Annotated in this window: 15 protein-coding genes; 11 read left to right on the top strand and 4 right to left on the bottom strand. The window is 70.8% G+C overall.

The window, feature by feature from the left end:
• Positions 1–193: 193 nt before the first annotated feature.
• Positions 194–1,543, top strand: a complete 1,350-nt coding sequence (locus tag ACX9TP_RS26985) for a hypothetical protein (protein WP_482973494.1) — start codon at positions 194–196, stop codon at positions 1,541–1,543.
• Positions 1,544–1,582: 39 nt separating this feature from the next.
• Positions 1,583–2,902: a glycoside hydrolase family 19 protein gene (locus tag ACX9TP_RS26980; protein ID WP_482973493.1), complete on the top strand. Its 1,320-nt coding sequence runs from the start codon at positions 1,583–1,585 to the stop codon at positions 2,900–2,902.
• Positions 2,903–3,003: 101 nt separating this feature from the next.
• Here ACX9TP_RS26980 and ACX9TP_RS26975 read toward each other — a convergent pair whose 3' ends face one another.
• Genes ACX9TP_RS26975 through ACX9TP_RS26965 form a run of 3 tightly spaced genes read right to left on the bottom strand, consistent with a single transcriptional unit; the run spans position 3,004 to position 5,868 of the window.
• Positions 3,004–4,128 carry a hypothetical protein gene (locus ACX9TP_RS26975; RefSeq protein WP_482973492.1) on the bottom strand — a complete coding sequence of 375 codons (1,125 nt, stop codon included), beginning with the start codon at positions 4,126–4,128 and terminating at the stop codon, positions 3,004–3,006.
• A 1-nt stretch (position 4,129) separates the two neighbouring features.
• The gene (locus ACX9TP_RS26970) at positions 4,130–4,966 is read right to left on the bottom strand and encodes an ABC-2 transporter permease (RefSeq protein ID WP_482973491.1); all 837 of its coding nucleotides are present in this window, start codon (positions 4,964–4,966) and stop codon (positions 4,130–4,132) included.
• Positions 4,963–5,868 (bottom strand): ABC transporter ATP-binding protein, encoded by a 906-nt coding sequence (locus tag ACX9TP_RS26965; protein WP_482982226.1) that lies wholly within the window; start codon positions 5,866–5,868, stop codon positions 4,963–4,965. Before ACX9TP_RS26965 ends, ACX9TP_RS26970 begins: the two co-directional genes overlap by 4 nt.
• A 290-nt stretch (positions 5,869–6,158) precedes the next feature.
• Here ACX9TP_RS26965 and ACX9TP_RS26960 point away from each other — a divergent pair, with 290 nt between their 5' ends.
• From ACX9TP_RS26960 to ACX9TP_RS26930, 7 genes are all read left to right on the top strand, one after another.
• A complete protein-coding gene (locus ACX9TP_RS26960) occupies positions 6,159–6,359 on the top strand; it encodes a hypothetical protein (RefSeq protein WP_482973490.1) in 201 nt (66 codons plus the stop codon).
• Positions 6,360–6,384: 25 nt separating this feature from the next.
• The gene (gene hemB, locus ACX9TP_RS26955) at positions 6,385–7,392 is read left to right on the top strand and encodes a porphobilinogen synthase (protein WP_482973489.1); all 1,008 of its coding nucleotides are present in this window, start codon (positions 6,385–6,387) and stop codon (positions 7,390–7,392) included.
• Between the two features lie 207 nt (positions 7,393–7,599).
• A complete protein-coding gene (locus tag ACX9TP_RS26950) occupies positions 7,600–7,977 on the top strand; it encodes a hypothetical protein (protein ID WP_482973488.1) in 378 nt (125 codons plus the stop codon).
• Positions 7,974–8,618 (top strand): RDD family protein, encoded by a 645-nt coding sequence (locus tag ACX9TP_RS26945; protein WP_482973487.1) that lies wholly within the window; start codon positions 7,974–7,976, stop codon positions 8,616–8,618. Before ACX9TP_RS26950 ends, ACX9TP_RS26945 begins: the two co-directional genes overlap by 4 nt.
• A complete protein-coding gene (locus tag ACX9TP_RS26940; protein ID WP_482973486.1) occupies positions 8,603–10,801 on the top strand; it encodes a D-alanine--D-alanine ligase family protein in 2,199 nt (732 codons plus the stop codon). The genes ACX9TP_RS26945 and ACX9TP_RS26940 overlap by 16 nt, the downstream gene beginning before the upstream one ends.
• A 181-nt stretch (positions 10,802–10,982) precedes the next feature.
• Positions 10,983–12,356: a DmpA family aminopeptidase gene (locus ACX9TP_RS26935; RefSeq protein ID WP_482973485.1), complete on the top strand. Its 1,374-nt coding sequence runs from the start codon at positions 10,983–10,985 to the stop codon at positions 12,354–12,356.
• A gap of 43 nt (positions 12,357–12,399) precedes the next feature.
• Positions 12,400–12,516, top strand: a complete 117-nt coding sequence (locus tag ACX9TP_RS26930; RefSeq protein WP_015349395.1) for a hypothetical protein — start codon at positions 12,400–12,402, stop codon at positions 12,514–12,516.
• 30 nt (positions 12,517–12,546) lie between these two features.
• On the opposite strand, the gene ACX9TP_RS26925 is transcribed toward ACX9TP_RS26930, so the two are convergent.
• Positions 12,547–13,026, bottom strand: a complete 480-nt coding sequence (locus ACX9TP_RS26925) for a hypothetical protein (RefSeq protein WP_482973484.1) — start codon at positions 13,024–13,026, stop codon at positions 12,547–12,549.
• A 106-nt stretch (positions 13,027–13,132) separates the two neighbouring features.
• Here ACX9TP_RS26925 and ACX9TP_RS26920 point away from each other — a divergent pair, with 106 nt between their 5' ends.
• A complete protein-coding gene (locus ACX9TP_RS26920; protein WP_482973483.1) occupies positions 13,133–14,296 on the top strand; it encodes an AI-2E family transporter in 1,164 nt (387 codons plus the stop codon).
• 81 nt (positions 14,297–14,377) lie between these two features.
• On the top strand, positions 14,378–16,270 hold the full coding sequence (locus ACX9TP_RS26915) for a DNA polymerase III subunit gamma/tau domain-containing protein (RefSeq protein WP_482973482.1): 1,893 nt from the start codon (positions 14,378–14,380) through the stop codon (positions 16,268–16,270).
• Positions 16,271–16,702 lie beyond the last annotated feature (432 nt).

Genomic DNA, 16,702 nt, shown 5'->3' with positions numbered 1-16,702 from the left:
GCCTCTGCAATAAAGAGTCGGCGTGAATGTAATTGATTGGGTAGGGCCGCGTGAATGCACGCGCCGTGGGGGCTCCTGGGTGGGCGTCCACCCGGTCTCCTTCGCGGCCTTGCGCTCGAGCAACTTTCCATCCGGCCGCATTCGAGGGAAGTCCAGGAACTGCGGCATCATCTCGCCCCGGAGACCCGACACCATGCTGCGACCCGCGCTGCTCCTGCTGCTCGCCGCCGCCCCCGTGGGCGACGCGAACCTCCGCGTCCAGGAGGGGCTGCCCGCGGGCTTCCAGGCCGACGGAAGCCTGGGGGAGTGGACGCAGCCGCCGTCGCTGACCCTGGGCTCAACACCCTCGGATGCGCGGTCCGCGAGGGTCTGGCTCGCCGTGGACTCCAGGGGGCTCGTCATCGCGGGCGAGCTTCGCGACGAACCGGCCCGGCTCGCCAGAGCGCAGGTCGAGGTATCGCTCTCGCTGCCCCCGCCGGAGCTGCCGCCGCTGGCCTTCGTCGACCAGTTCCAGGAGCACCTCGTCCCGACGGAAGGTGACTGCCCCCCGAGGCCCCCGAAGAGGGCGGCGGCCTGTCAGGCTTGGTGGAAGCAACAGTCCGAGCGGCGCCAACAGCTCCAGGACGCGCGGGTCGCACGGTACGTCCTGCGCCCCGAGGGCGTGGTGCGCTCCGGGCCGTCAGACAGCGTGGGCTCCGCGCGCTTCATGCCCATGCCGGGGGGGCTTCGCTTCGAGGCGCTCATTCCCGCCACGGCCTTCCCCCGCACGGCCGAGGCGCCCCTGGGCCACCTGGACCTCCGCGTGAGTGTGGCGGACGGCGACGCTGGTGCCAGCCCCCGGCCACCGCTGGCCTCGTCCACCGGCCTCCAGTCCGTCAGCCTGTCGAAGCCGCTGCGCTACGGCCGGTGGCCCGAGCTGTTGGAGCAGGCGCTGAAGTCGCAGCCGGGCGCTGCGTACCAGCCGGGGCCGGGCGCGGACTCGCTCGAGGTCTGGATGAATCCGGCACAGGCCTACCAGTACTCGCCCAAGGCCCCCAGCCCCGCCGTGGCCCGCGTGGACCTGACCGACGTGAAGCCCGTGGCCTCGGTGGGAGACGTGGAGCTCGTCTCGGTGCCAGCGGAGGTGAACCGCCGGGGTGGGGTGGACCGCTGGCTGGTGTCCCGCCGGGGGCTGGCCATCCTGGACACACGGAACATCGGCGATGACGCCCTCCGCTCGGCCCCGCGCGCGTCGGGAGTCCAGCTCCTCCAGGTGTACCAGGGCCCCTCGAGCCCCATGGGCACCGGCACGTGCGGAGAGTGCCCGCTGGTGTCCTTCCAGCACTTCACGATGGACGGGCAGGGGCGCTTCTCCACCCCCACGCGCCTGAGGGGGGCAGGCGGCCTGGCGCCGCGCCCCGTGACGTGGACCGCCAGCGCGGACCTGACGCGCATCGAGGCCTTCGAGGTGCTCCCCGCGCCGCAGGGCAAGCAGCTCGCGGTGCGGCACATCCTCGACCCGGCGACAGGGGCCTACACAACTTCCTCACCCGCTTCGCGATAATTCCAGGAAGTCGTAATTGCGTTGCGCGAGGGACTGCCCATGGCGAGCGTTGGAAGCAGTGGAGGAAGTAGCGGAGCCGACAGCGCCAGCAGGGCGGAATCCGCGAGGGCCGAGGCCGAGCGCGCCGATGCAGCCCGGCAGGCCGAGGCTTCCAGGAAGGCCTCCGAACAGGCCGCCCAGGCCCAGGCCGCGAAGAACGCAGCGGTCCGGAACCAGTTCGCGGTGGACAGCTTCACGCCCGCTGCCGCCGCGAAGGCCCCGGTGGACCTGAATCCATCTCCCGTGAGTTACACGGTGGCCCAGGCGCAGACGGTCGACGCGGCGCAGACCGTGGACGCCGCGCAGGAGGCCCAGGCCACGCAGGAAGCCGAAGCCGCCCAGGAGGCCGAGGCCGCCCAGGAAGCCCAGGCCACGGAGGAGGCCGCGGACGCGCAGGCGGCCGACGCCGCGCAGGACGCCCAGGCCACGGAGGAGGCCACGGACGCGCAGGCGGCCGACGCCGCCCAGACGCCCACGGTGACGGAGGCGGACATCGAGGCCGCGAAGGCGGAGCTGCCCGACGTCGAGCTGACCCGCAACCCCTCGGGAACGGACCCATCGGCCGAGGTGACGGCGCAGAACCAGCAGCTACAGACCGCGCTCCGGGAGCTGGACCTCGTGGCTCCCGCCCATGTCACCGGCTTCTACGGCTCCATCACCGAGGGGGCCATCAAGTCCTTCCAGTACGAGCAGGGCATGACGGTCACGGGCAACTACGACGCGGCGACCCGCGATGCCATGGCCGCGGAGATCGCGGAGCGGCGCGCCGCCGAGGCCCAGGGCATCACCGCGCCCGCCGCGGACCTGCCGGACACGTACACCGCCGTGACGGACCAGCAGCTCGCGGACATCATGCCCAACGCCACGGAAGCGCTGCGGGAGCAGTACCTGGGCCCGCTCAACGAGGCGATGGAGGAGTTCAACATCTCCACGCCCGAGCGCCAGGCGGCCTTCCTGTCCCAGATTGCCGCGGAGACGGCGGACCTGCAGTACATGTCCGAGATTTCTCCCAACCCGGAGCACGGGGACTACTACGGCCGCGGGATGCTGCAGCTCACCCACGAGGACAACTACGTCGAGGCGGGCAACGCGCTGGGCACGGACCTCACCCAGGACCCTGATCAGGTCGCCACCGACGCGGACCTCGCCGCGCGCACCGGCGCCTGGTACTTCAACGACCGCGGCCTCAACCAGCAGGCGGACCAGGGCCGCATCGGCGCCGTCACCCTGGGCGTGAACGGCGGCTACAACGGCGTCGACCGGCGCCTGGAGGCGTACGACACGGCGCTGGATGTGCTGCGCCAGCCGGCCGCCGAATAGCCCCGAAGTCCTGGCGGTGGCCACGCGTCGTGCGTGGCCGCCTCCTTGCGGGGCCCGGGGAGCCGCGTGGGATGCGCGGTCTCCGCCGCCAACGGCAGTGCCTACTTCGCCGTCGCCGCCTCTGCCGCCTGCCGCTCCTGCTTGCAGAACGCCAGGCGCTCCTTGATGGCCTCCAGCGGCACGGCCATCTCCACCTTGAACGTGTCGCCGTCCGGCTCCACGCGGGCGAAGTCCAGGAGCTGCGCGATTTCCTTCTCGCCCTCGGCCTGCGCCTTCATGCGCGCCAGGGACAGGGCGGCGCCCAGCGACTTGCCCAGGTCCGTCACCTTGGCCGCATCCGGGCCGCGCACCTCCGCCACCAGCGCCACGTCCGACGACGCGTCCACGTGCAGCTCCACGTTCTGCGCCACGTCGCGCAGCCGCTGCGCCAGCTCCGCCTGATCCGGCGGCAGCAGCTTCGCGATCTGCTCCACCGACAGCACCCCGTACATCTCGCCGTAGGTGCTGCCCTCGGGAATCAGGGACGGCTCGTCCGGCCCGCGTCCCTCCACCCGGTCGATGGCCGCCTTCACCTCGTCCGGCGTCTTGCCCACCATGAAGAGCTGGTTGTTCCAGACGCCCATCGCCGACTCCCGCCGCCGCGTCTCCGTGGTGCCATCCGGCCGCGTCACCGTCGACTCGCCCGGCTCGTAGACACGCGCGCCCTCGCCGTAGTCCGCCGACACCGCGTTGCCCATCATCTCCTGGAACTTCGCGTTGCTGAAGTTGCCCGACAGCATCATCCCCTCGTCGGTGATGACCAGCCGGTCCAGGTCCTGGAGCGGGTCCACGCCGCTCCTATTGCGGATCTCGTCCAGCTGCTTCCCGCCGTCGCGCATCATGCAGTCCAGCAGCAGCTCGCCAATGGGCGAGTGCCTCAGCGCGTTGGCCTCGATGACCACCGCCGTGCGGCCCGGGCCCCGGGGCAGCGCCGCGAGCAGCGGGTCTCTCGGGCGCGGGCGCTCCTGGGCCACCGTGCCCGCGTCCGCCACCACGGGCATCACCCACGTGCGGCGCTTCTCGGCGCGCTCGCGATCCTCACCCCGCATCCGCCGGGGGAACTCCACCTGGGGACCCTCGTCCTTCGGGAGCGAGTCCCCCTGACCGGTGAACATCAACACCCCGGCCAGCACGAACAGCAGTGCCGCCACCCCGAGCCACACCCGACGCCGTCGACGGTTGTCCACGTCAGTAGTCCTTTCCCTCGAAGCGCCAGAACCCCACGGCCAGCGCACCAAACCCGAACACCAGCACTCCCGTGAGCAGCGTCCCCAGGGAGTGGACCTCCAGCGGCGTCGACGCGGCGATGTCTCCCGCGGCCTCCGCCAGCGACGACAGCCGCGGCAGCGCCAGCGTCACGCCCTCGAAGATGCGCCGACTGAGGCCATCCTCGAACGCGGTGGCAATCTGCGTCCGGTAGCCCGCGATGATGCCGCCCACGAGGAACAGGATGCCGGCCGCCGCGCTCAGCGCCGCGCTGCGCACCAGCGTCGCCGACGTCAGCATCACCGCATAGACGGCCGCGAACCCCACGCACGCCATCAACCCGGCGATGAGCGGCCCCGCCGTCCAGTACCCCGCCTTCACGCCGAAGATGAGCACCAGCCCCGTGGTGCCATACAGCGTCCCGCCCAGCGCCAGCGCCATGACGCCCAGGAACGTCCCGGCCAGCAGGTGCCAGCGCTGGATTGGCAGCGCGAGCAGGTGCTCGATGCGCCCCGGCGACATCAGCGACGGCGCGAAGTCCGAGCACGCGACGATGCCGAACAGGATGCCTCCGTAGAACACGATGAACGCCGCCGCCGTGTACACGGGGCGCAGCGCCACGTCGACGGAGCGGATGCTTGCGCGAATGTCCTCGCCGAACAGCCGCGACGCCGCCAGCGCGCCGTCCACCACGTCCAGCCGCAGGCTCAGCGCCACCACCGACAGCACCAACGTGATTCCCACCACGAAGGCGAGGATGAACTTGCGCGCCATCGCCTCGCGCAGCACGTAGCCCGCGATTCCCAGGACCGGATTCAAGCCGCCACCCCCACCGTGTTCGCCGGGGCCACCGTCCCCAGCAGCACGGACTCCAGGTCTGCTCCATCCCGCCGCAACTCCACGAGCAGCGCCCCGGCCGCGCGAGCCCGGTCCACCGCCGCGTTGAGCGCCGCCGGGTCTTCCGCCTCCACGTGGTACACGCCGTCCGCGCTGCCCCGCGTGAAGCCCGCCGCGCCCAGCGCCGCCGCGTCCACGCCGGGCGCGAAGCGCACCATCCACCGCGCCCCGCCGCGCGCCAGGTCCTCCAGCCGTCCCTCGCGCAGCACGCGCCCGTCCGCGAGGATGGCCACGCGGTCACACACCCGCTCGGTCTCCGCCAGCAGGTGCGAGTTGAGGAAGAGGGTGGTGCCCTTCTGCACCTCCTCCAGGAGGATGCGGCGCACCTCCAGGCGGCCCATGGGGTCGATGCCGTCCGTGGGCTCGTCGAGAATCAGCAGGGCAGGGGAGCCCACCATCGCCGCCGCCAGCCCCAGCCGCTGCCGCATGCCCTTGGAGTAGCCGCCAATCTTCCGGCCCGCCGCGTCCGCCAGGCCCACGCGCTCCAGCAGGCGCGAATTCCCCTGCGCATCAGACTTCAGGCCCTTCAGACGTGTGACGGTGGACAGGAAGGCCGTCGCCGTCCACGAGCCCGGCAGGTGCAGCCGCTCCGGCAGGTAGCCGATGCGCGCGCGGATGCGCGGGTCCTCGGGCGAGCCCCCCAGCACCCGCACCGTGCCCGCCGTGGGCTGGACGATGCCGAGGATGCTCTTGATGAACGTCGTCTTCCCCGCGCCGTTGGGGCCGATGAGCCCGAAGGCGCTCCCCTCTGGCACGCTCAGGTCCATGCCCTTGAGGGCATCGTTCCCTGTCTTGCGGAAGGCACGGCGGTACGTCTTCCGCAGTCCCCTCACTTCGATGGCTGGCGCTCTGGCTGTCACGGTTGTGACTGTAGACGACCGGGGCGGGCGACGATTGCCTCGCCACTTTCAAGGGAGGGCGGCCGGACGGGGGAGCACCCGCGCCTTCCTCCGCGCGGTGCCCTTCGCGCACCTGGGAAACAGGTTTCGCACCCAATCCGTGTCTGCCGCGCCGCGACACTCCGTCCTTCCGCGAGCTTGCAGCCGTTGGAGCTCCATGGTCCGGGGTGTGCAAACCACGCTGGGCACCTTTCACACCCCAGGAGATGGAACCCATGGCGTATGTCGACGCGCAGCTTCAGGAGGCCCGGCGTGAGCTGGAGGCGGCCGAGCAGGGACTGAAGGCCGGCACCGAGGCGGCTCGCGTGCGCTACGCCCGGGCCCTGCACGAGGCCGACCTCGCCGAGCGCCGCGCGCAGCGCGCCGCCCGTGAGCACGCGCGGCATCAGCGCAGCTGGCGGCTCGCCGCAGGGTGAGCGGCCGGGCAGGGATGAGGAAACGATGAATGCCGGGCGCCGCCGGTTTATACCGGCGACCGTCATGGCCCATCCCGTCCATCGCCCCCGCCGCCTCCGTCGTAACCCCGTCCTGCGAGACATGGTGCGCGAGACGCGCCTGTCGCCGGGCGACTTCATCTATCCGCTCTTCGTCGTGGAAGGCCGGGACGTGCGCCGTCCCATCGCCTCCATGCCGGGCATCTTCAACCTGTCCGTCGAGCACGCCGTCGCGGAGGCCCGGCAGGCCAGGGCCCTGGGCATCCCCTCCGTCCTCCTGTTCGGAATCCCGAACCACAAGGACGCGCGCGGCTCCCAGGCCTACGCGCAGGACGGCATCGTCCAGCGCGCCATCCGCGAAATCAAAGCCGCCGAGCCGGACCTCCAGGTCATCGCCGACGTGTGCCTGTGCGAGTACACGGACCACGGCCACTGCGGCGTGCTGGAGGAGGGCCACGTCGTCAACGACGCCACGCTGCCGCTGCTCGCGCAGATGGCCGTCTCCTGCGCCCAGGCCGGCGCGGACATCATCGCCCCGTCGGACATGATGGACGGCCGCGTGGCCGCCATCCGCCGCTCGCTGGACGAGGTGCGCCTGAGCGAGGTGCCCATCCTCTCCTACGCGGCGAAGTACGCCTCCGGCTTCTACGGCCCCTTCCGCGAGGCCGCCCAGAGTGCGCCCAAGTCCGGCGACCGCCGCGGCTACCAGATGGACCCCGGCAACGTGCGCGAGGCCCTGAAGGAAGTCGCCCTGGACGTGGAGGAGGGCGCGGACATGATCATGGTGAAGCCCGCGCTCGCCTACCTGGACATCATCCGCGCCGTGCGCGAGCGCTTCGAATTGCCCGTGGTCAGCTACAACGTGTCCGGCGAGTACTCCATGCTCAAGGCCGCCGGGCAGAACGGGTGGATTGATTACGAGCGGGTGATGATGGAGACGCTCACGTCCATCAAGCGCGCGGGCTCGGACCTCATCATCACCTACCACGCCCTGGAAGCCGCGAAGCTCCTGTAGCCGACAACCGGACGCACGTGCGCGCGGCGAGGACTTGATCCGCGCGGCGCATTGCGTCCAAATGAACCGCGCACGATGCCCACCAAGAAGAAGCGGCCCGCACGCAAGTCCGAGAAGCCCCCGCCCCAACGTCGGCGGAGGGCCGGCCGGCGCCCCGGGAGCGGACGCTCCGCGGTGATTCGCGCACCCGGACCGTTGCAGTACAAAGTGGTGGAGCTTTCCACGGTGGACGAGGGCTCGCTGGAGCGGACCCTCAACGAGTGGACCGGGAAGGGCTGGAACCTGGACGGCGTGCAGTTCGCCATGCGCGAGGCCTCCAAGCGGCCGGCCATGGCCTTCGTCTTCTTCACCCGCGAGGGTGCCCCCGCCGCACATGACGAGGACGCCGCGCGCGAGCGGCTCTTGCGCATGTCCGACGCGGGCAGCCCCACCGCGGCGCTCGCCGCCGGCCGCGCGCGGGAGCAGGCCGAGTGGGCCGCGCCCATGGTGCACCCGCTGAGCGCGCATGAGCGCCTGGCCCGGCTGGCCGGCCTCGACGAGCCCGAGCCGCACGAGGAAGGACTCACCTTGGAGCCCGAGGAGTGAGCACGGACCGCGAACGCGTGTTCATGACGGACAGCCGCGGTGGCAGCCGGGTGCTGCGCATCGTCGCGGAAGACGCGGAGGAGACCGGCTCGCCGTACCCGAAGGCCTCGCTCTTCCTGCGCCTGGGCGCCCGCGTGGTGGACGTGGCGGTGGCCTGGGGCCTCTACGTGGTGTGCGGCGCGGCGGGCGCGGTGGTGGCGCTGCTCTTCCTGCTGCTGGCCGACGGGATGATTCAAGGCCAGAGCGTGGGCAAGCGCATCTTCGGCGTGAAGGTGATGCACCTGCCCACGCGCTCGGCGGCGCGCCACCGCGACAGCACGCTTCGCAACGCGCCGCTCGCGCTCGTCGTCCTGCTGGGGATGATGCCCGCGCCGCTGGGCTGGGTGGCGGGGCTCGCGGGGCTGGTCGTCATCGGCGGGGTGGAGGCGTGGCGCGTGGTGAGGGATCCGCTCGGCTGGCGGCTCGGTGACACCTGGGCGCAGACGCAGGTGGTGGACGGGAAGGTTGTCGCGGGCGCAACCGTTGCAGCCCGCACGCCGGTGGCTCATCAGCGAGCACCGGGAAGAATCATGTCCGCGGCGAAGGTGCGCCGCGGTCGCTCGCTCAAGAAGAGAAAGGGGCAACCGTGCGCATCGCGCTGACCCACAACCTCAGGCTGTCCGATTCGGAAGAAGAAGCGGAGTTCGACACCCAGGAGACGGTCAACGCGCTGGCCGCAGCCATCGAGCGGCTCGGGCACCGTCTGGAGCGCTTCGAGGTCAGCGGTCCCGCCTCGCGCACCGTGGCCCGGCTGGAGGCGTACAGCCCGGACCTCATCTTCAACACCGCCGAAGGCCGCCGCGGCCGCTTCCGCGAGGCCTTCTACCCGGCCCTCTTCGACGAGCTCGGCTTCCCGTACACGGGCTCGGACGCGTACGCGCTGGCGCTGACGCTGGACAAGCAGCTCACCAAGCTGGTCCTCACCAAGCAGGGCATCCGCACTCCGGGCTGGCAGTACGTGGAGAAGCTCAGCGAGCTGACCGCGGAGAACCTGCGCTTCCCCGTCATCGTGAAGCCCAACTTCGAGGGCTCCTCCAAGGGCATCACCCAGGACTCCATCGCGGAGACGCTGGACGAGGTGCGCACCAAGGTGGCCGCCGCGCTGGAGAAGTACCCCGCCGGCGTGCTGGTGGAGGAGTACATCACCGGGCGGGACCTCACAGTGCCGTTCCTGGCCGCGCTGGACAACGACTACGACGGCGTGCTCACGCCGGTGGAGTACGTCGTGGACCCGGCCGTCACGGCGGGGCGCAAGTACGCCATCTACGACTACGAGCTGAAGACGAAGAAGGAGAGCGCCGTCAGCGTGCGCGCGCCCGCGCAGATTCCGGCCCGCACCGCGGAGGACGTGCGGAAGATGGCGCAGAAGATCTTCCAGGCGCTCGACACGCGGGATCTGGGCCGCATCGACTTCCGTCTGAGCGACGCGGGCGTGCCGTACTTCCTGGAGATCAACGCGCTGCCCAGCCTGGAGCCGGGCGCGGGCATCTATGCCTCCGCGGAGCTGGACGGGCTGCACTTCGACGGAGTCATCAACTCCATCATCCAGAGCGCGGCGAAGCGCAACAAGATCAAGGACTCCGCGCGGCGCCAGGGCAAGCCGGCGCGCAAGACGGGCCCGCTGCGCGTGGGCTTCACCTACAACGTGAAGCGCGTGAAGCCCATGGCCACCTCCGAGTCGGTGGAGGACAGCGAGGCCGAGTACGACTCGCCCAACACGCTGCAGGCCATCCGCGAGGCCATTGCCTCCTGGGGCCACGAGGTCATCGACCTGGAGGCCACCGCGGAGCTGCCCACCGTGCTGTCCAGCACGCCGCTCGACATCGTCTTCAACATCGCCGAGGGCTTCAAGGGCCGCAACCGCGAGAGCCAGGTCCCGGCCATGCTGGAGCTGCTCGACATCCCGTACACCGGCTCCGACCCGGCGACGCTGTCCATTGCGTTGGACAAGGCGCTGGCGAAGAAGATCGTCCGGCAGGCCGGCATCCTCACGCCCAACTTCCAGCTGATGGCCACGGGCAAGGAGCGCCTCAACAAGGAGTTCACCTCCTTCCCGCTCATCGTGAAGCCGGTGGCGGAGGGCAGCTCCAAGGGCGTCGTCACCAAGAGCGTCTGCTACAGCGAGGCGGAGCTGCGCGAGGTGGTGCGCGAGATTGCCAGCAAGTACCAGCAGCCCGCGCTCATCGAGGAGTACATCGGCGGGCGTGAGTTCACCGTGGGCCTGTTGGGCGAGCGCCGCCCGCGCGTGCTGCCGCCGATGGAGATCGTCTTCCTCGACAAGGCGGAGAAGAACCCCGTCTACAGCTTCCAGCACAAGCTCGACTGGACGGACCGCATCCGCTACGACGCGCCGGCGAAGCTCGAGCCCGCGCTGCTGGAGAAGCTGCGGACGGCGGCGCGCAGCTCGTTCATGGCGCTGGGGTGCCGCGACGTGGCGCGCATCGACTTCCGCATGGATGACAAGGGCCGCATCTACTTCATCGAGTGCAACCCGCTGCCCGGCCTGACGCCGGGCTGGAGCGACCTGGTGCTCATCGCCGCGGGCGCCGGCATGGACTACCGGGGCCTCATCGGCGAAATCATGGCCCCCGCCATCCGCCGCTACAAGGAGCGCGAGGCGCGCCGCGCGGCCACCGAGACGCCCTCGGTGCTGCGCAAGGGCCCGTCGCTGGAAGAGCAGGGCGCTGCCCCGGCCGCTGCGCCGGCCCCGTCGTCGGGCAGCAGCGGTGGCTCCAGCTCCGGTGGCGGCGGCGAGCCGCCCACGCGCATGGAAGCCAAGGCCTGACGTCCGGCCGCTCCGGCTGAAGCCCACGCCCCGCCCCGTGTCTGCCTTCCTGGCGGCGGGACGGGGCGTCGTCTTGTCCGCTGCCGGGCCGGCTTCCCGCGGGCGTGCCAGTGGAGGCTCCCTGGCGGTGCATGCGCGGAGTGGTTGACGGTGGGAGATGGTCGGTTAGTGTCCGCCGCCTATGGTGCACATCCCCGAGGAATCCGGGCCCCGCGTCCGCGCCCGTGAGCTGGGTCTTCCGCTGGGACGCTTCAAGCCCGGGAAGTTCAACGCCATCACCGACGTGGATGGGGTGCTCGTCGGGCACAGCACCATCATCAAGGGTGAGGGGCCGCTGCGGCCCGGCCACGGCCCGGTGCGCACGGGCGTGACGGCGATTCTTCCCAACAACGGCAACATCTTCATGGAGCGCATGAATGGAGGCGGCTTCGTGCTCAACGGCGCGGGCGAGGTCTCCGGCATGACGCAGCTCATGGAGTGGGGCCTCATCGAAACGCCCATCCTCCTCACCAACACCATGGCAGTGGGCGCGGTGTCGGACGGCGTCGCGCGCCACCAGGTGGAGCGCTACCCCGGCATCGGCGACGAGCACGACGTCATCATCCCCGTGGTGGGCGAGTGCGACGACTCGTGGCTCAACGACATCTCCGGCCGGCACGTGCGCGAGGAGCACGTCTACGAGGCCATCCGCAACGCGAAGACGGGCCCCGTGGCCGAGGGCAACGTGGGCGGCGGCACCGGCATGGTGACGTGCGACTTCAAGGGCGGCATCGGCACGTCCTCCCGGAAGCTGCCGGAGGTGCTCGGCGGCTACACCCTGGGCGTGCTGGTGATGTCCAACTTCGGGAAGATGCACAACCTGCGGGTGGGCGGCCTGCCGGTGGGCGAGGTGCTGGCGGAGAAGTTCAAGGACACGCCCAAGCGCGGCCACACCTACGGCTCCATCATCGCCGTGGTGGCCACGGACGCGCCGCTGCTGAGCCATCAGATCAACCGCCTCTGCAAGCGCGTGGCGCTGGGCATCGGCCGGGTGGGCAGCTACGCGGCGCACGGCTCGGGCGAAATCGTCGTCGGCTTCTCCACCGCCAACATCATCCCCAGGCGCACGCAGAAGATGGTCTACAAGCTGAAGATCCTCCTGGATCAGCGGCTGGACCCCCTCTACGAGGCGGTGATGGAAGCCACCGAGGAGGCCATCCTCAACGCCATGTGCATGGCCACGTCCATGACGGGCGTGAATGGCAACCACAGCCCGGCGCTGCCCCTGGACGAGGTCCGGCGCGCCCTGGACGCCTTCAAGCCGATTTTCGCCTCGGTGAAGAAGCGTCCCCAGCAGAGCAGCGCCCCCGTGTCCCGCGAGCGGCCGAGCGACGAGGACCGGGAGGGGGAGGTGACGGTGTCCTCCGCCAGACCTACCCAGGTCCGGGGGGCGGAGGGGATTCCGTTCCCCACCCGGCCGGCCCCGGAAGAGTCCCCGGAGGAGGCCCTGGAAAAGGCTCCGGAACCCCCTTCAGAGGGTTCCTCTTCCGGGAGCCCATCCGGTTCTGATACGTAGGCCCTTCTTTTCACGTCTCCGTTCCGGAGCGCAGGAGTCAACGATGGCCCGCAGCAAGAGCAAGCACCGTCGCGTGCAGATGAAGATCAAGCAGGCCTGGAAGAAGCGGGCCAAGAAGCAGAAGGCCGAGGCGAAGGCCGCCGAGGCGAAGAAGAAGTAGTCCGCCCCCGAGCTCGAGCGGCCCGAGGCGCTATTCCCGGGTCGCCGAGAACGGGGTGACGACGTTGCAGCGCTGGGACCCGTTCGGCCCGGCGCGCGTGAAGTTGCCGGTGTAGGTCCCCGCCAGCCGTGCCGTTCCGCCATCCGTCACCGGGGGCGTGAAGCTGCCAGCCAGGCTCAGGTTCTGGGTGAGGCCCCCGTCCGGGGTGCCCCCGGCGTTCCCCGACAGGCTGAAGGTCCCCTGGCCGGAGACGGAGCCCCTCAGGGACACCCCCTCCAGCGAGCCCGTGAGGGCAGCCCCCGTGCGGGAGATGGCCAGCGGGCGGCCCCGGGGCAGGTCCACGGCAATCTGGCCGCACTCGGCCGGCACGCCCCCATCCGCGAAGTCCATCCGGTAGCGGCCTTCCAGCGCCGGGCAGTCCGTGCAGGGGGCAGCCTCGTCCCCACACGCGGTAGCGGCGAGGGACAACAGGGCGGTGAGCACCACGGGCGTGAAACGTCCAGAAGTCATGGTTGATCCTCGGCAGGGGGTGAACCCGGACTTCCCGGTGGGAAGCGGGGTTCCTAGCTTGGGGTGGCGTCGTGGGCCCGCGGGGCGGGCGGGGTGGGGTGGGGCGGTGGGTGAAACTCGGCGGTGGTCGAACTACGTATTCGCGGGGCTCTTTGCGCTCGCGTTGATTCTTTTCTCCAGGATTCTTCTTCCGTTCCTCATGCCGGTGCTGCTGGGCGGCTTCCTGGTCGTCCTCTTCATGCCGGTCCAGGACTACCTGGGCCAGAAGCTGCGGGGCCGCAAGTCGCTCGCGGCCGGGTTGTCCACCCTCACGGTGTTCCTGCTCATCCTGGCCCCGCTGGCGCTGGTGGGGTGGATGGTGGCGAAGGAGCTCCTCCAGTTCGTGGGCCAGGCGCAGGACCTGCTGGAGCAGGTGGACCTGCGTCACCAGTTCGCCTCTTCGCTGCCCCGAGGTCTCAGCCGGTACATCCGGTTCGACCCGGAGAGCGCGGAGACGGAGCGGGCGCTGATGACGGCGGTGACGGGCGGGGCGGCGCTGCTGGGTGACGTGGTGACCGCCGGCGCGGAGCTGGTCATCAACATGTTCCTGATGACCGTGGCCATGTACTACTTCTTCCTCGACGGCCGCCGGCTGGTGGCCGAGGTGATGCGCCTCATCCCCCTGGACAAGCGCTACTTCGAGGCCTTCTCGCGCGAGTTCACCGATGTGGCGTACGCGATTGTCTACGGCAACACGGTGACGGCGCTCATCCAGGGCGCGGTGGGCTTCGTGGGGCTGCTCATCGCCGGGGTGCCGCATGCGGGCGTGTGGGGCGCGGCCATGGTGCTGGTGGCGCTGGTGCCGGTGGGCGGTACGGCGCTGGTGTGGGGGCCCATCGGCGTGGTGCTCATCGCCGCGAACAATGTGACGGAGGGCGTGTTCCTCCTGGCCTGGGGCACCTTCCTGGTGGGCAGCATCGACAATGTCATCCGCCCGAAGCTGTGCGGGGCGCGCATGGCGCTGCACCCGCTGCTCGTCTTCCTGTCCATGTTCGGCGGGCTGGCGGTGTTCGGGATGATGGGGCTGCTGGTGGGGCCGCTCATCGCCTCCATCTTCATGGCCATGGTGCGCATCTACCGGCGTGACTTCCTCGGCATTGGCCGCGCGGAGCACCTGGCGGCGACGCAGGCGGCGGCGGACTCGTCGCCGTCCCTGGCGCCGGACATGGAGCCGACGACGATGCCCGTGGGCGGCACGGGTCTGGGCGCTCCGGCGACGATGAACGCCTGAGCGTGCGGCGGGGCTCCAGGCACCGGGCTCCGGGCTTGGAGCCTGGACATCGCCTGCGGGGTGGGTGAACCTCCCCCGGGAATGATGAACACCGGACACGCGATGGTTCGCTGGGGCATGGTGTTCGCCCTGGCGGTGGTGCTGGCCTCCCCGTCGGCACAGGCCGCCGTCGTCAAGCGGAAGAAGGCGGCGCCCGTGGCCGCGCGGCAGCGCGTGGAGGGGACCGCTCCGGCGGCGGTGAAGCGGAAGAAGTCGGCGTCCGTGGCTCAGCGGCAGCGCGTGGTGGTGCTGGCTCTGGAGGGTGACTCCCGGGGCCGGGTGCGCGCCCAGCTGGACGCGGCGCTGCGCCGCACGCGCCAGGTGTCGGTGGTGTCGCTGAAGCAGTACGCCGCCACCGCGAAGAAGTCGGGCCTGCGCGGCGCCGAGGCTTCGTCGGAGGACGCGCTCGTCAAGGTGGCCCCGCGCCTGAAGCTCGACTCGGCGGTGGGCGGCGCGGTGGGCTCCTCGCTGCACGTGCGCGTGCTGGATGCCGACGGGCGCGTGCTGTCCGAGCAGGAGGTGGCGCTCACGCGCGGGAAGCTCACGGCCGCGGACGCGAAGAAGGCGGCACTCTTCATCGCCGCCGCGGTGCGCGCGCCTCGCACGGCGCCGGAGCCGTCCCAGGGTGTCACTCCCGCCGAGCCGCTGAAGCCCGTCGAGCCGGTGGCGCCCGTGCCTCCTCCCGCAGTGGCGGAGGCTCCGGCCGTGACGGGGGCTCCTGTGCCTGCGAGTCCGAACGCTCCGGTCGTGTCGGGAGCTCCTGCCCCCGTGAGTCCGAACGCTCCGGCCGTTTCGGGAGCTCCTGCCCCCGTGAGCCCGAACGCTCCGACCGTAGCGGAACGTCCCTCCGATGCGTCTCCGGGCGCTGCGTCGCATCCGGAGGCTCCGACCGTGGCGGAGCGGCCGACTGAAGCGCCTCCCGCCGTCGCGACGCGTCCGGATGCTCCGAAGAAGCCGGTGATCCGCCCGGACGCGGTGGTCGTGGCTTCGCGTGACGCCGACAGCGTGGACCCGGTGGCCGTGGACCCCGAGTCGCACACGACGACGGACCCGTTCCTGGAGGTGGCGCTGGACACGGGCTCTGGGGGCACGGTGGGGGACGAGCCGGTGCGTCCGCCGCTGGCTCGGCTGTTCCTCGGCGGCACGACGACGTGGCGAAAGTACTGCGCGCGTCCCGGGGTGAAGTCGTGCAGCGAGTTCGACCGGAAGGCGGCGGAGGACCAGCTGGGAGACCGGGTGGACTACTCGTCGTCGGTGCCGTACCTCGGCGTCTCCGCGGAGCTGGAGCTGCTGCCGCTGGCGCGCAAGCCGTCGGCGGTGCGCGGGCTGGGCGCGGTGCTGGGCTACCGGCGCGGGTACTCGTCCACGAACGTGACCCTGCAGAATGACGCGGGCCAGTCGGTGACGCGCGAGGTGGTGGCCACCGACTCGGTGCTCACCGCGCAGGCGCTGTACCGCTACTACTTCGGCCTCGGTGAGGCGCGGCAGCTGCTCGGCTACGCGGGGCTGCGCGCGGGCCTGCTCACGCGCGCGTTCGACGTGGACGAGTCCGCGGAGAGCCCGCTCACGGGCACGCACCGCATGTTCCCCGCGGTGGGCCTGGAGGTGTCCGTGCCGTTGCTGCGCTCGGTGCGGCTGGAGGGCGCGGGGCAGGTCTTCATCGGCCCGAAGCCGGGCGAGGGCTTCGACGACGAGGGCGGTGCGTTGGGCCTGGAGGTCAGCGACTACGGCACCTCGGTGTCCAGCTTCGGCTGGGAAGCGGAGCTGGGTGTGGCCGGCGAGCTCTGGGGCCCGTTCGGCTATTCGGTGCGCTTCAACCTGTCGCGCTACCAGGACACCTTCTCCGGCGCGGGCACCCGTACGGGTTGGCAGGCCGGCGGTGTGGCGGAGGAGACCTACTCCAGTCTGCACTGGGGACTCACCGCGTCGTACTGAGCCCGCCGCTGAACGTATAAAGCGCGTAAACTGTTAAATCGTCTTACCCCGTCAATCAGGAAATCATGTAGGAGTCCGCCTGAAAGGGAGGACCCTCATGGTCTCCATTGGTCGTCACGTTCGTGGTGCCCTCGCGCGCGCTGTCGTCCCCGCCGCGCTGATGTTGCTCACCGCCTGCGGTCCGGAGTCGCTGGACGAGGACTTCCTCGGTGAGGCCGGGCTGGGGCTCGCGGGCGGCCCCACGTCCACCGCGTTCCGGGCCGCGCTGGCGAAGCGCTGGGCGCCCATCCACTACCAGGACGTGGACGTGACGGGCTCGCACTCGCTTAGCGGCAAGGCGGACTACATCACCCGCGTCGACTTCGACGGGGACTGGAGCGGGACGAACAACTGGGACAACACCGGCTCCCGGGCGCTGACGGCGCACGCGTA

The sequence above is a fragment of the Pyxidicoccus sp. M15 genome (assembly GCF_056858435.1).
Note: the sequence above shows the minus strand (reverse complement) of the source record. Positions and strands in the feature narration are given on the sequence as shown.